Annotated in this window: 15 protein-coding genes; 4 read left to right on the forward strand and 11 right to left on the reverse strand. The window is 73.3% G+C overall.

Annotated features, from left to right (window positions below; genetic code table 11):
* Positions 1-7: 7 nt before the first annotated feature.
* The 5 genes from hydA to PSED_RS15260 all read right to left on the reverse strand — a co-directional run bounded on the left by hydA (position 8) and on the right by PSED_RS15260 (position 6,098).
* Entirely contained in the window at positions 8-1,468 is a 1,461-nt protein-coding gene (gene hydA / locus PSED_RS15240) for a dihydropyrimidinase (RefSeq protein WP_013675147.1), read from the reverse strand.
* A complete protein-coding gene (locus PSED_RS15245) occupies positions 1,468-2,502 on the reverse strand; it encodes an ABC transporter permease (RefSeq protein ID WP_013675148.1) in 1,035 nt (344 codons plus the stop codon). The genes hydA and PSED_RS15245 overlap by 1 nt, the downstream gene beginning before the upstream one ends.
* Positions 2,499-4,061 (reverse strand): sugar ABC transporter ATP-binding protein, encoded by a 1,563-nt coding sequence (locus PSED_RS15250; RefSeq protein WP_041761299.1) that lies wholly within the window; start codon positions 4,059-4,061, stop codon positions 2,499-2,501. The genes PSED_RS15245 and PSED_RS15250 overlap by 4 nt, the downstream gene beginning before the upstream one ends.
* Before the next feature lie 36 nt (positions 4,062-4,097).
* Entirely contained in the window at positions 4,098-5,279 is a 1,182-nt protein-coding gene (locus PSED_RS15255) for a sugar ABC transporter substrate-binding protein (protein ID WP_013675150.1), read from the reverse strand.
* Positions 5,280-5,348: 69 nt separating this feature from the next.
* Positions 5,349-6,098, reverse strand: coding sequence for a FadR/GntR family transcriptional regulator (locus tag PSED_RS15260; RefSeq protein ID WP_013675151.1), 750 nt, complete (start codon positions 6,096-6,098; stop codon positions 5,349-5,351).
* Between the two features lie 137 nt (positions 6,099-6,235).
* Between PSED_RS15260 and PSED_RS15265 the strand changes: the two genes are divergently transcribed.
* A complete protein-coding gene (locus PSED_RS15265) occupies positions 6,236-7,672 on the forward strand; it encodes a dihydroorotase (protein WP_013675152.1) in 1,437 nt (478 codons plus the stop codon).
* Positions 7,673-7,702: 30 nt separating this feature from the next.
* Here the strand turns inward: PSED_RS15265 and PSED_RS15270 are convergent, their stop codons facing one another.
* From PSED_RS15270 to PSED_RS15295, 6 genes are all read right to left on the reverse strand, one after another.
* Complete coding sequence (locus PSED_RS15270) at positions 7,703-9,169, reverse strand: amidase (protein WP_013675153.1); 1,467 nt, start codon at positions 9,167-9,169, stop codon at positions 7,703-7,705.
* Positions 9,166-10,539, reverse strand: a complete 1,374-nt coding sequence (locus PSED_RS15275; protein WP_013675154.1) for an acetyl-CoA carboxylase biotin carboxylase subunit — start codon at positions 10,537-10,539, stop codon at positions 9,166-9,168. The genes PSED_RS15270 and PSED_RS15275 overlap by 4 nt, the downstream gene beginning before the upstream one ends.
* The gene (locus PSED_RS15280; RefSeq protein ID WP_013675155.1) at positions 10,536-11,135 is read right to left on the reverse strand and encodes an acetyl-CoA carboxylase biotin carboxyl carrier protein; all 600 of its coding nucleotides are present in this window, start codon (positions 11,133-11,135) and stop codon (positions 10,536-10,538) included. Before PSED_RS15280 ends, PSED_RS15275 begins: the two co-directional genes overlap by 4 nt.
* Positions 11,132-12,640 (reverse strand): pyruvate carboxylase, encoded by a 1,509-nt coding sequence (locus tag PSED_RS15285; RefSeq protein ID WP_013675156.1) that lies wholly within the window; start codon positions 12,638-12,640, stop codon positions 11,132-11,134. Before PSED_RS15285 ends, PSED_RS15280 begins: the two co-directional genes overlap by 4 nt.
* Positions 12,637-14,085 carry a 3-oxoacid CoA-transferase gene (locus tag PSED_RS15290; protein WP_013675157.1) on the reverse strand — a complete coding sequence of 483 codons (1,449 nt, stop codon included), beginning with the start codon at positions 14,083-14,085 and terminating at the stop codon, positions 12,637-12,639. Before PSED_RS15290 ends, PSED_RS15285 begins: the two co-directional genes overlap by 4 nt.
* 505 nt (positions 14,086-14,590) lie before the next feature.
* Positions 14,591-16,036 carry an MFS transporter gene (locus PSED_RS15295; protein ID WP_013675158.1) on the reverse strand — a complete coding sequence of 482 codons (1,446 nt, stop codon included), beginning with the start codon at positions 16,034-16,036 and terminating at the stop codon, positions 14,591-14,593.
* A 268-nt stretch (positions 16,037-16,304) separates the two neighbouring features.
* Here PSED_RS15295 and PSED_RS15300 point away from each other — a divergent pair, with 268 nt between their 5' ends.
* The 3 genes from PSED_RS15300 to PSED_RS15310 are packed head-to-tail and all read left to right on the forward strand — an operon-like array spanning position 16,305 to position 18,834.
* Complete coding sequence (locus PSED_RS15300) at positions 16,305-17,198, forward strand: metal ABC transporter substrate-binding protein (RefSeq protein WP_013675159.1); 894 nt, start codon at positions 16,305-16,307, stop codon at positions 17,196-17,198.
* Positions 17,195-17,953 (forward strand): metal ABC transporter ATP-binding protein, encoded by a 759-nt coding sequence (locus PSED_RS15305; protein ID WP_013675160.1) that lies wholly within the window; start codon positions 17,195-17,197, stop codon positions 17,951-17,953. The genes PSED_RS15300 and PSED_RS15305 overlap by 4 nt, the downstream gene beginning before the upstream one ends.
* Positions 17,950-18,834 (forward strand): metal ABC transporter permease, encoded by an 885-nt coding sequence (locus tag PSED_RS15310; RefSeq protein WP_013675161.1) that lies wholly within the window; start codon positions 17,950-17,952, stop codon positions 18,832-18,834. The genes PSED_RS15305 and PSED_RS15310 overlap by 4 nt, the downstream gene beginning before the upstream one ends.
* The last annotated feature ends 23 nt before the right edge of the window (positions 18,835-18,857 follow it).

Consider the following 18,857-nt stretch of genomic DNA (forward strand, 5'->3'; position numbering starts at 1 on the left):
CGTCGGGTCAGGACACGGCCGGCCCCGGGTCGCCCGTCCGGGGGGAGAAGCTCGGGATCGCCGGGTCGGTCCCGGGATCGCCGAGCCGCCGGTGCAGCCACCGGCCCCGTCCGGGTGTGCTGGTGATCGTCCCGTCGCGGTAGACGACGTCGCCGCGCGACACGGTCACCGACGGCCAGCCCCGCACCTCGATGCCGACGAACGGGTCGTAGTCCGACGCCGACTGCAACGGCTCGTCGGCGAGCGTGGTCGTGCGGTCGGGGTCGATGAGCACGAGGTCGGCATCCGCGCCGGGCGCGATGCGGCCCTTGCGCGGCCACAGCCCGAACAGCTTCGCCGCGTTGGCCGAGGTGATCGCGACGAACTGCTCGAGGGTCATCCGTCCGGCGGCGACCCCGCGGCCGTAGAGCAGGCCGAGACCGGTCTGGACGCTGGCGAACCCCGGCGGGATGTCGACGAACGACTCGTACGCCCCGAGCTTCTGCGCGCTGGAGTAGGTGGTGTGGTCGCTGGCCGAGGTCTCGATCTCGCCGGCGGCGATGGCGTCCCACAGCGCGGCCTGGTCGTCGGCGGTGCGCAGCGGGGGCACGCAGACGTAGCGCTGGCCGTCGGGCTGGTCGTAGCGGGACTCGTCGAGGAACAGGTACGCAGGGCGCACCTCGGTGAAGATCTGGCCGCCGGCCGCCCGCCCGCGCCGCACCGCCTCCACGGCGCCGCGCGAGGACAGGTGCACGAAGTACACCGGACAGCCGACCGTGCGCGCGTAGACGGCGATGCGCTCGATGGCCAGCTCCTCGGCGACCTCGGGGCGGCTGCGCTTGAACGTGCTGAGGATGGGTTCGACCGTTGCGGGCACGGCGGCCAGCGTGTCGGTCAGGTAGTGCGTCAGGCCGTCGTCCTCGGCGTGGACGTTGACCAGCGCGCCCGCCCGGGCCGCGGCGGCCAGGACGCGGATGGCCTCGCGGTCGGTGACGCGGAACGGGTCGTAGGCGGTGAAGATCTTCACGCTGGGATAGCCCGCCTCGACCAGCGGCGCGAGCTCGGCGAGGGAGCTGCCGCCGAGCAGGTCGGTCAGGATCGGGTGGAACCCGTAGTCGACGTGCGCGCGCCCGTCGGCCTTCGCCGCCTCGCGCTCCAGCGTCGTCCACAGCGACTCGCCGAGCTGCTGGAACGCGTAGTTGATCACCGTCGTGACGCCGCCCGCGGCCGCGGCGCGCGTCCCGCTCTCGTAGTCGTCGGCCGACATCAGCGAGCCGTCGGGGCTGGGGGTGTGGAAATGGGTGTGCGGGTCGATGCCGCCGGGCGCGAGGACCTTGCCGCGACCGTCGAGCTCGCGCTCCCCGCTGCCCGCGACCTGCGCGCCGACCTCGACGACGACCCCGTCCCTGACGGCGACGTCGGCGACGGCGTGACCGTCGGCGTTGGCGACCGTGGCGCCCCGTACGACCAGCTGGAACTCGTGGGCCATCACGCGGCCTTCCTGCGGCGCGAGCGCACCGCGAAGGAGAGCACGACGGCGACGATCAGCGCCGCGCCGTAGAACAGGTTCTGCACGAACGGCCGGGCGCCGAGCTGTTGCAGGCCGGTGATGCCGGTGACCAGGAACAACACCGCGACGAGCACCCCCCAGGAGTTGAAGCGACCCGGCATGATCGTCGTCGCGCCGAGGAAGGCGGCGGCGAAGGCCGGCAACAGCAGCAGCGGCGCCGACGTCTGGTCGGCCGCGCCGCTGGTCCCGGCGATGAGCACGCCCGCGAGCCCCGCGAGGAAGGCCGAGCTGACCAGCGCGCCGCCGCGGACCAGGCGCACCCGCACGCCGCTGAGGCGGGCGACCTCGCGGCCGCGGCCGACGATCAGCAGCCGGCGCCCGAGCGGGGTGAACTCCATGACGTAGAACAGCACGGCGCACAGCACGATGCCGTACCAGAACTCGACCGGGATGCCGAGGAACCGGGCCTGCACCACGACCCGGACCAGCTCGGCGGAGATGCCGGTGACCGTGCTGTCGTTGCCGGTCCACGACACGATGCCCTGGACGAACGTGCCCATGCCGAGGGTGACGATCAGGGTGTCGACCCCGACGGCGATGCTCAGCACGGCGTTGGCCACCCCGATGAGCGTCGCCACGGCGAGTGCGACGAGCACCGCCCAGACGACCGGCACGCCGAGCTGGACGTTGAGGATCCCGATCAGCATCGCCGACAGGCTCGCCACCGACCCGACCGACAGGTCGTAGTCGCCGGCGGTCAGCGGGATCGTCAGCGCCAGCGCCAGGACCAGCAGGCTCGTCTGCGACGAGAACATCGCCGAGAAGTTGCCGGTGGTGAGGAAGGTGTCGGGCCGCAGCACCCCGAACAGCACGATGATCGCGACCCACACCACCGGCAGCGCGATGCGTTCGGCCGAGCGGGCGACGAGCGTCGACACCGCGCCGCGCCGCCCAGGCGGCCGGCCCGGCGGCAGCGTCCCCGACTCTCCCGGGGCGGACTCGGTGGTCGTCATCGGGTGCTTCCTTCCTTGCCGGAGCGCAGGCACTCCTCGGTGATCCGGGCCTTGGTCAGCGCCGAGCCGTGCAGCTCGGCGCCGATCCGGCCGCGGTGCAGGATCAGCACGCGGTCGCAGAGCTGCGCCAGCTGGTCGTGGTCGGAGCTGGCGCACAGCACGACGCAGCCCCCGGCGGCGGCCCGCACCGCGGCGTAGATCTGTTGCCGGGCGCCGATGTCGACGCCCTGGGTCGGCTCGTGCAGCAGCAGCACCCGCGGCCGGGTCTGGATCCACTTGGCGAGCACGACCTTCTGCTGGTTGCCGCCGGAGAGCTGGCCGACGAGCAGCCGCGGGTCGGGCGGGCGGACGTCGTAGCGCTCGACCAGGGTCGTGGCGGCGGCGCGCATGGCACGCCGGTCGAGCCAGGGGCCCGCGAGGTAGTGACGGAGGTTGACCATGGTCAGGTTGTCGGTCACCGGCAGGTCGCCGACGATGCCCTCGGTCAGCCGGTCGCCCGGCACCAGCACGATGCCGTGGTCGGTCGCCGCGCGCGGGGACCACGACCGCAGCTCGCGGGCGGGCCCGTCGTCGAGCGTGACGGTGCCGGCCCGGACGTCGAGCGCCCCGGCGAGGGCGCGCACGGCGTCCTCGTACCCGGAACCGAGCAGCCCGGTGAAGCCGACGACCTCACCGGTGCCGGCGGTGAACGACACCTGGTCGGCGAGGCCCGCCGACAGGCCCTCGACCCGCAGCGCCGTGGTCCCGGCGGACCGCTCGGCGGCCCGGTAGCTCGCGGCGACGTCGAGGTCCGCGCCGACGATGGCCGCGACGAGCTGGTCGTGGCCCAGGTCGGCGGTGACCCCGGTCAGGGCGCGCCTGCCGTTGCGCAGCACCGTGACCCGGTCGGTGATCTCGCGGACCTCGTCGAGGTCGTGCGACACGAACACCACGCTCGAGCCGGTCGAGGCCACCCGCCGGACCAGCGAGAACAACCGATCCACCTCGTTGCGGGGCAGGAACACCGTCGGCTCGTCGAGCACGACGAGCTGGCCCCGGCCGGGGTCGGACGTCGTGCCGACGCCCTCCAGGGCCCGCACGATCGCGAGCAGTGCCCGGTCGACCGGGCGCAGGTCGGCCACCGTCGCCCGCGGGTCGAGGTCGATCTCGTAGCGGGCCAGCACCTCCCGCAGCCGGGTGCGGGCGTGGCGCCACCCCACCGAGGCCCGGCCGCGGGACGCGGCGAGCTGGGGCAGCAGGTAGTTCTCCAGGACGCTGAGGCTGGGCACGAGCCCCAGGTCCTGGTGCACGAAGCGCAGCCCGAGCGCCGCGGGCTGTCCGGGGGACAGCGGCAGCGGCACCGGCCGTCCGTGCACCTCCAGCGTGCCGGAGTCGACGTCGTGGAAGCCCGCGAGCACCTTGATCAACGTCGACTTGCCGGACCCGTTGGCGCCGAGCAGGCCGTGGATCTCACCGGGCGCGACGGCGAGGTCGGCGCCGCCGAGCGCGACCTCGCCACCGAACCGCTTCCACACGCCGTCCAGCCGGAGCAGGGGGGTGCTCCCGTCGGACGTCGACATCCGTCCGGCCATGTCAGCGTGCCGTCGACCGGGTGGTCACGACAGGCCCCACAGCTTCTCGTAGCCGGCGACGTAGGCGTCGCCGTAGCCCTGGGTGAGCGCCGGCGGGTCGCCGGCGTCCTTCGCGTTGGTCGAGTCGAACACCCGCACCGGCGCCGAGGCCTTGACGACCGGCTGGCCGAGCAGGACCCGGAAGGCCTGGTCCATCGTCGAGTAGCCGATCCACGGCGCCGACTCGCCGACGTCCATCACCATCGGGCTCGTCCCGCTCTGCACGTCCTTGATCGACGACGTCGCACCGTTGTAGCCGACGATCTGGATCTGGCCGCTCCGGCCGGCGGTGTTGATGGCGCTGACGGTGGCCGACTCCATCGAGTCGAGCTGGTCGATCACCCAGTTGATCTTCGGGTCGCCGCTGAGGCTCGCCTGGATGTCCGTCGCGAGCTTCGCGGAGGCGAAGTCGGCCAGCGAGATGTCGACGAACTTGTACGTGCACTTCGGGCAGTACTTGTCGAACTCGCCCTTGATCGCGGCCTGCATGCCCGGCGACGGGATGACGGCGCCGACGATCGGGATGAGCGCGTTGACGTTGCCCTTGCCCTGCAGGATCACCCAGTCCGCCAGCAGCTTCGCGGCGGTGTCGAACGGTGCCGTCTCGAGTGCGGTGACGCCGGCGGCACACCCTTCGCAGTTCGGTGCCGGGGTCGTGGAGTCGTCGTAGAAGTGGGTGACGACAACCGGGATGTTCGCCGCCTTGGCCGCGGCGAGCTGCGGCTGCAGCGCGCGCGGGTCGGGCGCGTTGGCCAGGACGATGAGGTCGACCTTCTGCGACACCGCGGTCTGCATGCCCTGGACCCACTGCGAGGTGTTGCCCTGGTTCGGGAACACGGTCACCTCGACGCCCACGCGCTGTGCGACGTCCTGCATCGCCGCGACGTTGACCGTGTTGAACACGTTGTTCGTCTCGGGGATGATGTAGATCTTCTTGCCGCGCAGGCTCGTCACGTCGATCGCCGGTCCCGGCGGGGTGAACGTGGGAACCGCCCGGTACTGGTCGATCGTCGCCTGCAGCTCGCGCTCGGCGTCGGCGGTCAGGCTGCTCGCCGCGGTGCCGGTGTCGGCCGTGCCGCCACCGGTCGGCGCACCGGTGCTGCAGGCGGTCAGGGCCGTGACCGCGAGCACGGCCGCGACCACTCCTCGGCTGATCCTCGTCTTCAAGCGAACTCCTCGGGCTCGGCGAGCGGGCGCTCGCGGACGACGTCGAATGCGGGCCCGGGTGGCCCGCGGTCAGGAGATCCAGTCGGAACCGACGAGGGTGCAGCCCAGGTCGGTGACGTGCCGATGCATCGCGGCCCGCGCCGCGCCCGGCTCGCGTTTCTTGATGTGGCCGAGAACCGCGGCGTGCTCGGCCACCTGCTGCATCCGCAGCTCGGGGCTGCCGATCGCCTGCTGGTTGAGCAGTACCCACAGCGGATGCTCCTCGGCGGAGACCAAACTGCGCGCGGTGTCGGCGAGCAGCGGGCTGCCGCAGTGGTCGGCGAGCATGCGGTGGAACTCGACCTGCAGTTCGGCGAACTCGGTGAACTCGACCTCGCGCGTCACCGCCGCGCGCGCCCTGGACACCGAGGCCGACATCGCGCGGATGTCCGCCGTGCTCATCCGGACCGCGCACATCTGCGCGAGCTTCGGCTCGATCGTCGCGCGCGCCTCGAACAGCGCGCTCGTCGTCGGGACGAACCAGGCGTCGGAGTCGCGGGTCACCTTGGCCGGGTCGACGACGTAGACACCCGAGCCGTGCCGGATCTCCACGACGCCGAGCAGCTCCAGTGCCAGCAGGGCCTCCCGCACGGTCGCGCGGCTCACCTCGAGGTCGACGGCGAGCGTGCGGTCCGGCGGCAGCCGGTCGCCCGGCGCGAGCCGGCCGGTCTGGATCCGGTCGAGCACGTGCTGTGCCGCGACGACGAACCGGCGGCCGGAACGCTTGGAGAACGAGGCGGCCGGCGGCTCGGGCCGCTCCGGAAATTGGCCTGACCTCATGCGGCGAGAGGTTAGGTCTCTGGTGATCGACTCGTCAAGTGACGCTGCGCTTGACAGGCCGCGCTCCGACCGTGTTAGTTCCGATCCCGACCTTCCAGTCCCCCTCCGCGGGGATCGCTCGGACGACGGGAACATGCATGCTCGACCTCGCCATCGTGGGTTCCGACGTCGTCACCCCGGAGGGGCCGCGCCGGCTCGACATCGGCATCGCCGACGGCCGGTTCGCCCTGCTCGCGGAGCCCGGCGGCCTGCCTGAGGCGGCCCGGACCGTCGACGGCAGCGGGTGCGTCACCCTGCCCGGAGCGGTCGATCCGCACGTGCACGCGAACGGGCCGCTGGGGGAGTCGCTCGGCCAGTCCCGTGACGTCATCACCTCGGCGTGCCTGTACGGCGGCACGACGACCGTGATCGACTTCGTGTGGCCGTCGACCACCGACGTGGCCCGCCGCTCGATCACGGCCGACCTCGCCGAGCGGGTCGAGGCGTGGACCGGCGACTCGTACACCGACTTCGCGTTCCACGTGGCGCTGACCGGCGACGTGTCGGAGAAGATCCTGCGTGAGATTCCCGACGTGATCGCCGACGGGTTCCCCAGCTTCAAGATCTTCACCACCGACATCGTGCCGTCGGGCCTGCTGTCCGGTGTCGAGCTGAAGGTGCGGTTCGGCACGCTCGCCGACCTCTTCGACGTCGTCGCCCGCCACCGCGGGATCGTCACCGTGCACGCCGAGGACGACGACATCGTCATGCACCAGTACCGCAAGTACATCGACAGCGGCCGCACCGCGTTGCGGTACATGGCCGAGGTGCACACGACGCTGTCGGAGGACATGTCGTTCCGGCGGGTCCTCCGGCTCGCCGAGCACTACCCCGGTCTCGCCCTGTACTTCCACCACGTCACGGCGCGGACGGGTGTCGACGCGCTGCGCGAGTTCCGCCGGCGTGGCGTGGCGGCCTACGGCGAGGCGATCGACGTCATCGCGATGAACACCGCCGCCCGGTACTCCGAACCCGACGGTGTGAAGTACCACATCTACCCGTCGCTGAAGTACGCCGAGGACGTCGACGCGATCTGGGAGGGGGTTCGCGACGGCACCGTCAACTGTTTCGGCACCGACGGGGCCTGCCCGACGTGGGAGCAGAAGACCCAGGGTTCGCGGATCGACGACGCCTACGGTGGCGTCACCGGGGTCGAGCCCAAGCTCGCGGTGCTCTACACCGAGATGCTCGCGAACCGCTCGCTCGACCTCACCCGCCTGGTCGAGGCGACGTCGTCGAACGCGGCGAAGATCTTCGGGCTGTGGCCGCGCAAGGGCTGCATCGCGGTGGGCTCGGACGCCGACCTCGTGCTGCTCGATCCTCGTGCGCCGCGGGTGATCCGCGCGACCGAGATGCACGAGGGCGACTACTCACCGTGGGAGGGCTGCCGGGTCGACGCCTGGCCCGCCTACACGGTCCTGCGCGGCGAGGTCGTGATGGCGCGGGGTGAGCTCACCGCCGACCGGCCGGCCGGCCGCCTGCTGCGCCGCACCCTCGACGACGCGGTGTTCGCGGGTACGGCGTCGGCGCGCTGACCCGACCCCGGACAGCGGCGACCTCGCCATTCACGTCCCCGGCGCGAGGGCGGCTTCCGCCGCCTCGGCCAGGGCCAGCAGCCGGCGGTCCGCGTACGGGTGCCCGACCAGCTGCAGCCCGACGGGCAGCCCGTCCGGCGTCGCCCCCGCGGGCAGCGAGATCACGGGGTGCCCGCTCTGGTTGAACGGCGAGGTGTGCCGCGCCATCAGCGCGACGCGCGGGTCGTCGTCGACGTCGGCGATCCGCACCGGCGGCACGGGCATCGTCGGCATCGCGAGCAGGTCGACGCCCTCCAGCGCGGCCGCGATCCTGTCGACGACGAGCCGCCGCGCCCGCAGTGCACGCACGTAGTCGTGGCCGAGGACCGTCCCGCCGGCGAGCAGCCGGTCGCGCAGCGCGGGGGAGTACCGGTCGGGGCCGGCCGCGATGAGCGGGGCGTGCAGCACGTGCGCCTCGGCGAACATCGCGACGGCCAGCAACGGCATCAGCTCGCCGATGTCGCAGGCCACGGGCGTCGGCCGGGCACCGGCGGCCGCGAGGCACCCGATCGCGGCCCGGCACACGGACTCGACATCGCTGTCCAGTCCGGTCCAGAAGTAGGCCTCGGGCAGCCCGACGGCGACACCGTCCAGGCCGGCGGCGTCGCCTGCCCCCGGGCCGGGCCCGGCGATGACGTCGAGCAGCAGCCGCGCGTCGGCGACCGACGTCGTCAGCGGACCGATGTGGTCCACGTGGGTCATGCTGGTCGGGACCATGCCGCGCAACGGGACCGTGCCGTGCGTCGGCTTGAGCCCGACGACGCCGCAGCAGCTCGCGGGCATCCGGATCGACCCGGCGGCGTCGGTGCCGAGCGAGGCGAACCCGATCCCCAGCGCCACCGCCGCGGCGGACCCGCCGCTGGACCCGCCCGCGACGTGGCCGGGGGCGCGCGGGTTGGCGACGGCGCCGGTGTGCGGGTTGACCGACGTCGACCCGAACGCCATCTCGTGCAGGTTCGTCGTGCCGACGACGACCGCGCCCGCCGCACGCAGCCGCCGCACGACCTCGGCGTCGCTCGTCGCGAGCCGGTCGGCGAAGACCGGTGAACCGCAGGTGGTCGGGAGGCCGGCGACGTCGAGGTTGTTCTTGACGGTGACGGGAATGCCGTGCAGCGGACCTCGTGCACGAGCCGAGCGGTCGGCCTCGGCGGCCTGAGCGCGGGCGGCGGAGGCGGTGAGGTGGATGAAGATCGCGTCGTCGGCATGTTCTCCGGCCACCGCCAGCGCCTGCTCCGTCAGCTCCGCTGCCGAGACCTCGCCGGCGTCCATCGCGGCCCGTGCGTCGGCGATGGATCCGTTGCTCAGCGGTCGTGAGTGGCGATGGTCGCCGTGGCGACCATCGCCACTCACGGGGGTGAAGGTGAGGGCGCCGGGGGCTTCTCCGAGCGGCAGCTCGCGCAGCCGCGCGGCGAGGGCGTGCAGGTGATCGGCCGCTGCGTCGACCCCGAGAGCGCTCATGCGGCGTCGGCCGGGGCGAACTCGCCCAGGGCGTCGGCGATGGTGTGGGTGGTCATGGTCGCGTCGGCGAACTCGGGGCGGCCGACGAGGAAGTCGAGGAACCCGACGGTCGTGCGGACGCCCTCGATCCCGAAGCGGCGCAACGCCGACCGGGCGCGGGCGATCGCCTCGGCCCGGGTCGGCGCGTAGACGATCAGCTTGGCCAGCAGCGAGTCGTAGTAGACGGGCACGAGGTAACCGGGGACGCAGTGGGTGTCGACGCGGACGTTCGGGCCGCCCGGCGGGTCCCACGCCGTGATGCGGCCCGCGTCGGGCCGGAAGTCCGCCGACGGCACCTCCGCGGTGATCCGGCACTCGATGGCGTGCCCGCGGTGCACGACGTCGCACTGCCCGAACGCCAGCGGCTCACCGGCCGCGACGCGCAGCTGCTGCTGGACGAGGTCGATGCCGGTGACCAGCTCGGTGACGGGGTGCTCGACCTGGATCCGGGTGTTCATCTCCAGGAAGAAGAACTCGCCGGTGTCGCGGTCGAGGACGAACTCGACGGTGCCCGCGCTCTCGTACCCGATCCGCCGGGCGAGCCGGACCGCCGCGGCGTGCAGGGCGTCGCGGACCTGCAGCGGCAGTCCCGGCGCCGGGGCCTCCTCGACGACCTTCTGGTTGCGCCGCTGCAGCGAGCAGTCGCGCTCCCCGAGATGCACGACGTGGCCGTGCCGGTCGCCCAGCACCTGCACCTCGACGTGGCGGGCGTTGCGCACGAACCGCTCGACGTAGAGCGTCGGGTCCCCGAACGCGGCGGCGGCCTCGGCGGCGGCGGTCGTGAGCACCGACGGCAGCTCCGCGACGTCGGACACGACCTTCATGCCGCGCCCACCCCCGCCCGCCGACGCCTTGACGATCAGCGGCAGCCCCACCTCCCGGGCGACCGCGAGGGCCTCCTGCGGGGTGCGGACCTGCTCGGAGCCGGGCAGGGTCGGCACCCCCGCCTCGCGGGCCAGCCGGCGGGCGGAGATCTTGTCGCCCATGGCCTCCAGCTGGGCAGCCGTCGGGCCGACGAACGTCAGCCCGTGCTCGGTGCACGCCCGGGCGAGAGCGGGCGACTCGGAGAGGAACCCGTAGCCGGGGTGCACCGCGTCGCACCCCGTGGCGACCGCGGCGGTGACGATCCGGGCGACGTCGAGGTAGCTCTGCGGCGCCCGCGGCGGCCCGATGCAGACCGCCCGGTCGGCGAGCCGGGCGCCGAGGGAGTCGCGGTCGGCCTCCGAGACCGCGAGGACCGTCTCGATGCCCAGCTCGCGGCACGCGTGCACGATGCGCACGGCGATCTCGCCGCGGTTGGCGACGAGAACGCGCCGGATGGACCCGCTCATTCAGTCGAGACCCGCATCAGCACCGCCCCGAACTCGACGAAGTCGGTGTCGGACACGCAGATCTCGACGACCGTGCCCCGCACCCCGGCCGCGACGGAGTGGAAGGTCTTCATGACCTCGACGAGCGCGACGGTCGTCGTCTCCTCGACCACGTCGCCGACCGCGACGAACGGCGGCTTCCCCGGCTCCGGGCGGGCGTAGAAGATCCCCATCGTCGGCGCGGTGATCTCGACGGACCCCGCAGCCACGGACCCCGCAGCCACCGACCCCGCAGCCACCGACCCCGCAGCCACGGACCCCGCAGCCACCGACCCCGCGGCAACCGGCGCCGCGGACGGCGCCACCGCAGTGTCCGGCCGGTCCGCGGCGTTCCGGGCAGGTGCCACGGCCTGCGGCACGGCCGCCGGCGTCGCGGCAGCGGGAGGCGGCGGGGCGGCACCCGGGACGGGCGGCTCGCCCGTCCCGACCGTGATCCGCAGGTCGCCCAGCTCGACCTGCAGGAAGTCGAACCCCGAGCGGTCCAGGCTCTCGACGAGCCGGGTGACCTGGTCGACGTCCTCGTCGGTCAGCCCGCGTGCGGTCCCGGGATCGCTCATGACGTCGCCTCCTGGCGGGTGCGCAGCTCCATCGATGTCCCGCGCCGCGCAACCTGCACGTAGCGGACCCGCGACGTCTCCCCGAGCCGGTCGATCAGCGTGCGCAGGGGGAGGTCGCCGGAGTGGTAGGTACGGGGCGGTCCGGCGGCGCGCATGGCGTCGATCTCCGCGGTGCCCTGCATGATCGCCCGCAGGATGAGCTCCTCGTCGGAGATGCCGGGAGCCCCGATGGACCGCCGCACGTCGTCGAGGCCGACGTCGGCGGGAGCGTGCCGGGCGGCCTCGGCCAGCTGAGCCGCCCGCGGCAGCGCGAGGAACCGGTCGCGCAGGTCGGGGTCCATCCAGGTGTACCCGGAGTCCTCGCCGTAGGCGCCTTGGGCGAACCGGACCAGCTCGTCGATGACGACGTCGTAGCGCTTGCCCGAGGCGACGTGGATCGCGGCCTGTGTCGCGACGTACTGGGAGTACGGCGTGATCATGATCGGGTAGCCGAGCTCCTCGCGGATCCGCACGCACTCCTCGAGGACGTCGGCGAGCCGGTCGGCCATCCCGATCCCGGCGAGCTGGTGGCGCAGGTTGGAGATGACGCCGCCCGGGATCTGGTGGCGGTAGTGGTCGGCGTCGTGGGCCAGCGGCACCCCCAGCGGCATCCCGTCGCGCCGGGCGAACTCCCCGAGCCGTGCCGACACCGATGCCAGCAGCTCCTCGTCGACCGTCGGGGTGAAGCCCAGGATGCGGGCGTTGCGCGCGGTGGTGAGCACCGACGGCTGGGCCGAGCCGTCGGCCAACGGCGGGACACCGCAGTGCAGGGTCTTCACGCCCAGCTGCAGCGCCTCCAGGTAGACGACCGGGGCGAGGCCCGTGGTGCAGTGCGAGTGCAGCTCGACGGGGATGTCCCCGGCCTCCCGCAGTACGACGGGCAGCAGCGTGCGGATGCGGTCGACGGTGAGCAGGCCACCCGCGTCCTTGATGTAGATCACGTCGGGCTTCAGGGCCGCGCAGCGCCGGGTGGTCTCGGCGAAGTGCTCGTCGGTGTGCCGCGGCGAGATGGTGTAGCAGACGGCGAGCGCGACGGTCAGGCCAAGCTCGCGGGCCCGTGGCACCGCGGTGGGGAACTGGCGCGTGGTCTGGTCGGCGGTGTTCGCCATCAGCTGCGCGCGGTTCATCACGCCGATCTCGGCGAGCTTCTCGGCGAACAGCTCGCCGAGGACCGGCGCGGTGGGGGTGCCGAAGCCGTTGAGGTTGCCGCCGGCGCCGCCCATGCACGTCGTCGGGGTGCGGGTGATCGTGCGGGCGAGCATCCGCATGGTGTCCCACGGGTCCTCGCGCAGGTCGCGGACCATCTTCTTGAAGAAGATCGCGTTCGCCGGCACCTCGATGTGGGAGAACCCGGCCCGGTCGAGGTCGCCCGCGAGGGCCTCCATCATCCCGTAGCGGATCCCCATGGCCCACAAGGACTGCGAGCCGTCACGGAACGTCGTGTCGAGGAACCGGACCTCGCTCACCAGGCCTCCTGCATGACGCCCACCTGGTCGGCGACCGTCACGGACATGTCGGTCAGCGCGAGCACCTCCTCGACCGTGAACCCGGCCGCGACCTCGTCGAGCCGGAACCCGTCGCCGACCCGGGTGAGCAGCGCGAGGTCGGTGACGATCGTGTCGACGCAGCCGACCCCGGTCACCGGGTAGGTGCAGCGTCGCACGAGCTTCGGCCGGCCCTTGCTGTCGCTGTGCTCGAGCGTCACAATCACCGACCTCGCCCCGACCGCGAGGTCCATCGCGCCCCCGATGCCGCCACCGATCCGGTCGGGGACGGCCCAGTTCGCGAGGTCGCCGTTGCCGCCCACCTGGTACGCGCCCAGTACGACGGCGTCGAGCCGTCCGGAGCGGGCGATCTCGAACGACGTGACGCTGTCGAAGAACGACGCCCCCGGCAGGAGCGTGATGAAGTTGCCGCCGGCGTCGTGCATGTCGGGGTCGCGCGGGCCGTCGGTGACGAACCCGCCGTAGCCCAGGACGCCGTTCTCGCCGTGCAGGGTCACCCCGCGCCCGGCGAGGTGGTCGGCGGCGAGGTTGGGCAGGCCCGCCCCGAGGTTGACCAGGCTCCCCGGCGGGATCAGCGCGGCCACCCGGCGGCCGATGTCGGCGCGGGTCAGGCCCGGCTTCTCGTGGTAGAGCCTGCCGCTCGCGGCGGGCCGCGCGGCCCGCCGGGGCAGGTCGTCCACGTCGATCCTGACGGTCGTCTGCACGACGCGGGCGACGAACACCCCCGGCAGGTCGATCTCGTCGGGGGCGAGCTCGCCGACCTCGACGATCTCGTCGACCTCGATGATCGCGCAGCGCGCGGCCTTGGCGAAGCTGTCGTTGAAGTTGCGGCTGGCGCCGCGGAACGCGACGTTGCCCATCCGGTCGGCGCGGTGGGCCCGCAACAGGGCGTAGTCGGTGCGGATGCCGTGTTCGAGCAGGTGCGGGACTCCGTCGAAGTCGCGGACCTCCTTGCCGTCGCCGATCGCGGTGCCCGCACCGGCCGGGGTGTAGAAGGCCGCGATACCGGCCCCACCCGCGCGCATCCGTTCGACGAGCGTGCCCTGCGGGACGAGCTCCAGCTCGAGGTCGCCGGACTCGATCTGCGCCTCGGCCGCCGTCACCGGACCGGGCCGCGCCGAGAACGACGCCACCAGCCGCGACAGCTGTCCGTTCTCGGCGAGGCTCTGCGCGGTCGGGTGCCCGGGTTGGCCCAGCCCGTTGCAGTACACGGTGAGCCGGCGCGCACCCTGGTCGCGCAGCGCCGTGATCAGGCTCGACGGGAACCGGTGGGTGACCCCGAACCCCGCGATCGCGATGCTCGACCCGTCGGCGATGTCGGCTACCGCCGCGGCGGGCGAGGGGTACACCTTGTCGGCCCCCGCGGCCCTGCCCGTCCCCGTCTCGTACGACTGCGTCGTCGTCACCCGTCTCCCTTCCGGGCCGGCTGCTCCGCCGGCCAGATCGAGCCCCCGACGATCACGCGCGACGGCGGTCGGCACACCGGCGACCGGCACGCGGTCCGGCGTGGCCACGTCGCGGCCGTGCCCTCGACCGGTTCCCGCGTCGGCCGGTGGCCCCGGGCTCCGCGCCGGGGCGCGGGAGCCGCCGGCGCGCGCCGGAGAGGCGCCGCGCGGTCGTCGCGACCCCCGGGCCGGACCGTGGGAGGCATCAGGCGCATCGTGGCGCTCCCTCTGTGCAGCCGGGCCTCGTTGCCCGGGTCGGACACGGGTGTGGAACCACCGGCGAGCTGCGGCGATCCGCCGGTGCGGTGGCGGGGTTCGCCACGAGGAGCCGGCCGGTCAGGAACGATCCGGGTCCGGCTGCCGCCTCATGTTCACGGCCCTGTTCTCAAGATTGTTAACAATCATGGAAACATAATGCTCGTCCTGCGGGTGGTCAAGGTCACCCGGGCGAAGGCCTCCGACCGGCCTACCGGCCCGCGGCCGCCCGGGCCGGTCCGGCGGTCCGCCCGGCGATCCCCGTCCCGGTGACCGCCAGGACCACCAGGCCCGCGACGAGGACCGGCAGGGCGGTCGCGGGGGAGCCCGTCGTCGCCAGCAGCGCACCGCCGACCCCGACGAGTGCCGCCTGGGAGAGCTGGTCGGTGAGCTGGGCCGCGGCGGAGTCGAAGCCGACCGCGCCGGCACCCGAGTCGGCCGAGCGCGCCAGCAGCAGGAACGACAGCGACGAGAAACCCAGTCCCATCCCGACGCCCGCGACGATCCAGAACGGCAGTGCGAGCCACGGCAGGCCCCACGCGGGCGCGACGAGCAGCAGCCCCGCGATGCCGACCGCGACGCACGCGAACCCGACGCGCAACAGCACCGGCCGCGACAGGTCGGGGTGGCGGCCCTGCCACGCCGCTGCCGAGGACCAGCCGAGGGCGCCGACGATCAGCGGCACCCCGGCCATCGAGAGGGACCAGCCGTGCGTCGAGGTGAGCATCAGCGGCAGGTAGGCGTTGACCGTGAAGAAGGCGCCCGACAGCAGCCCGCGGCACGCGACCACGGCCGCGATCCCACGGCGCGCCCGGACCGTCCCGCGGGGCAGCAACCGGCGCAGCGACGGGACCAGCAGCGCGAGGGCGACGACCGCGACGACCAGCGCGGCCCATCCCGTCGGGTGCTGGCCCGCCCAGCTCAGCGCCGCGACGGCCGCGGCGGCGGCCAGTGCCGCCGCGACGATCCCGCGTCGCGTGGCGGGCGCCCCGGCCGACCCCGCGGGCAGGTCGCGCACGGCGGGGAGCACGAGCACGACGGCGACCACGACGAAGGGCACGATGCCGAGGAAGACCCAGTGCCACGACAGCTGCTCGGTCACCACGCCCGCGACGGGCGGGCCCACGAGCGCGGGCAGCACCCACGCCGACGACATCAGCGCGAACACCGCGGGCCGCGCGCGCTCGCTGTAGACGAGCGCGATCAGCACGTAGACGGCGACGGCGACCGCGCCCGCGCCGAGGCCCTGCAGCACGCGGGCGACCAGCAGCTGGGCGAGCGTCCCCGCCGTCCCGGCGACCAGCAACCCCGCCCCGAACAGCAGCGGCGCCGTGACCAGAGTGCCGCGCGGGCCGCGGACGTCGCACCAGCGCCCGCCCAGCACCGTCCCGACGACGCTCGCCGCGGTGAACGCCACGAACGGCCACGCGTAGGACGACACCGAGCCGAGGTCCGCCACGACGGCCGGCATCGCCGTCCCGACGCCCATCGCCTCGAACGCGATCATGCTGATGAGCAGCACGATGCCGACGGTCGTCGCGCGCCGCCCCGGTCCGAACAGCTCGGGTCGTACCGCCGCCTTCCCCGCGGAGCCGTCCGGCGGCGACGCGGGTGGGGCGGGGCGGGATGACGTCGGATCGTCCGTCGCACTGCTCACGGGCGCCAGCCTGCTCCCTCAACCCCGGTTCAGGTCAACGCGATTGCCGGACGAGGTCGCGGCCGGTGCGGCGCACGCCCGGCGCGCCACGTCCGCGGCCCGACCGGCCCTCCCCGAGGGCCGGGCGATTCTCAGGATGGAACAGTCCGAACTCTGGTTTTCGGGCACCCGAAATCTTACGCTGCACGCCATGTCCGGTTCGCGAGGTTGGTTCGGCCCGAGCGGGTCGCGTCCGGGCGCTGCCCGCCGGCGCCCATCCGGAAGGGCCGTGGCGGTGCTCGCGGCGCTGCTCGTCGTGGTGGCCGGCTGTGCCGGCACCGGCCGGGCGCAGGACGCCGACCGGCCACTGGTCCTGACCACGTTCACGGTGCTCGCCGACATCGCCCGCAACGTGGCGGGGGAGCACCTGCGAGTCGAGTCGATCACCAAGCCCGGCGCCGAGATCCACGGCTACGAGCCCACCCCCGGCGACATCCGCAAGGCCGCCGAGGCCGACCTCGTCATCGACAACGGGCTGAACCTCGAGGTGTGGTTCGAAAAGTTCGTGGCCGACCTGGCGGTGCCGCACGTCGTCGTGTCGGAGGGCGTCGCGGTCGTCGACATCACCGAGGACGCCTACGCCGGCAAGCCGAACCCGCACGCGTGGATGAGCCCGACGAACGTGGTCCGCTACGTCGACAACATGGTCGTCGCGTTCGCCGCGCTCGACCCCGCGCACGCCGACGCGTTCGCGGCCAACGCCGGCTCGTACAAGGCCGAGCTGCGCCGCGTCCACGACGAGCTCGTCACGGCACTGGCGACGCTGCCACCCGCCCAGCGGGCGCTCGTGACCTGCGAGGGCGCGTTCTCCTACCTCGCCAGGGACACCGGGCTGACCGAGAAGTACATCTGGCCGGTCAACGCCGAGCAGCAGGCCACGCCCCAGCAGGTCACCTCGGCCATCGCATTCGTGACCGCCAACGACGTGCCCGCGGTCTTCTGCGAGTCGACGGTGTCCGACAGCGCGATGCGGCAGGTTGCCGACGCCTCCGGCGCCCGGTTCGGCGGCATCCTCTACGTCGACTCGCTCTCCGGCCCCGACGGTCCGGTCCCGACCTATCTCGACCTCATCCGCCACGACACCCGGACGATCATCGCGGGCCTCACCGGGGTGGCGGTGTGAGCCCCGCCGCGGTCGACACCGCCGCGATCGAGGTCGAGGGGCTCACCGTCAGGTACGGCCCCCTCGTGGCGCTCGACGGGGTCTCGCTGCGGCTGGCACCCGGGACGGTGTGCGGTCTGATCGGGATGAACGGGTCGGGCAAGTCGACGCTGTTCAAGTCCATGACCGGGCTGCTGCGGGCCGATTCGGGCCGGGTCCGGCTCGGCGGGCACGAGCCGGCCACGGCGCGCAGGCGGGGGCTGGTCGGCTACGTGCCGCAGGCCGAGGCCGTCGACTGGGCGTTCCCGGTGTCGGTGCGCGACGTGGTGATGATGGGCCGGTACGGGCGGCTGGGCCCCACCCGGCGGGCCCGCGAGGCGGACCGCGCCGCCGTCGCCGCGGCCCTGGCCAGGGTCGAGCTCGCCGATCTCGCCGACCGGCAGATCGGGCAGCTGTCGGGCGGGCAGCGCAAGCGGGCGTTCGTCGCGCGCGGGATCGCGCAGGAGGCCGAGGTCCTGCTGCTCGACGAGCCCTTCGCGGGGGTGGACAAGCGGTCGGAGGCGACGATGTCGTCGCTGCTCGCCGAGCTCGCCGCAGCCGGCCGCACGGTCCTGGTGGCGACCCACGACCTGCAGGCACTCCCGGCGCTCGCCGACGAGGCCGTACTGCTGCGCCGTCGGGTACTGCTGCACGGGCCCGTCGAGGAGGTCCTGCGCCCGGAGAACCTCGCCCGCGCGTTCGGCATCGACCCGCTGGAGCAGGGGAGCCGGACGTGAACCCGATCGACCTGATCGTCGAGCCGCTCTCGTACGGCTTCATGGTCCGTGCGCTGGTCACGACCGTCGTCGCCGCCGTGGTGTGCGCGTTGCTGTCCTGCTGGCTGGTGCTCGTCGGCTGGTCGCTGATGGGCGACGCCGTGTCCCACGCGGTGCTGCCCGGCGTGGTGCTCGCCTACGTGCTCGGTGCGCCCTTCGCGCTCGGGGCCGTCGTGTTCGGGTTCCTGGCGGTCGGGCTCATCGGGGCGATCCGCGACACCAGCCGGGTCAAGGAGGACGCGGCGATCGGGATCGTGTTCACCACGCTGTTCGCGCTCGGCCTGGTGCTGATCTCGGTCACCCCCAGCCAGACCGACCTCAACCACATCGTGTTCGGCAACGTCCTGGGCGTCTCGGTCGGCGACCTCGTCCAGGTCGCCGCGCTCGGCGCGGTGGTCGCGGCGGCGCTGCTGTACAAGCGTCGCGACCTCGTGCTCTACGCGTTCGACCCCGGGCACGCCCACGCGATCGGGCTCTCGCCCCGCAGGCTCGGCGCGCTGCTGCTGGGGCTGCTCGCGCTCACCGCGGTCGTGGCGCTGCAGGTGGTCGGCGTCATCCTGGTCGTCGCGATGCTGATCCTGCCCGGGGCGACGGCGCAGCTGCTCACCGACCGGTTCTCCCGGATGCTGCTGATCGCGCCGGTGCTGTCCGTCGTGTGTGCGACGGTGGGGCTGTACCTGAGCTACTGGCTCGATGCCGCGCCGGGCGGCCTGGTCGTCGTCACCCAGGGCGCGGCCTTCGCGCTGGTGTACCTGTTCGGCCCCCGGCACGGCCTGCTCACCAGGCGGGCCCGCCGCGACGGCGCGGCCCCGCCCGCCGCGGTGGGCCGCGTCGAGGGCTGACGCGATGGGAGGGCCGCGCAGGT

This window comes from Pseudonocardia benzenivorans CB1190 (assembly GCF_000196675.2).
In the GTDB taxonomy this organism is placed as follows: Bacteria; Actinomycetota; Actinomycetes; order Mycobacteriales; family Pseudonocardiaceae; genus Pseudonocardia; species Pseudonocardia benzenivorans.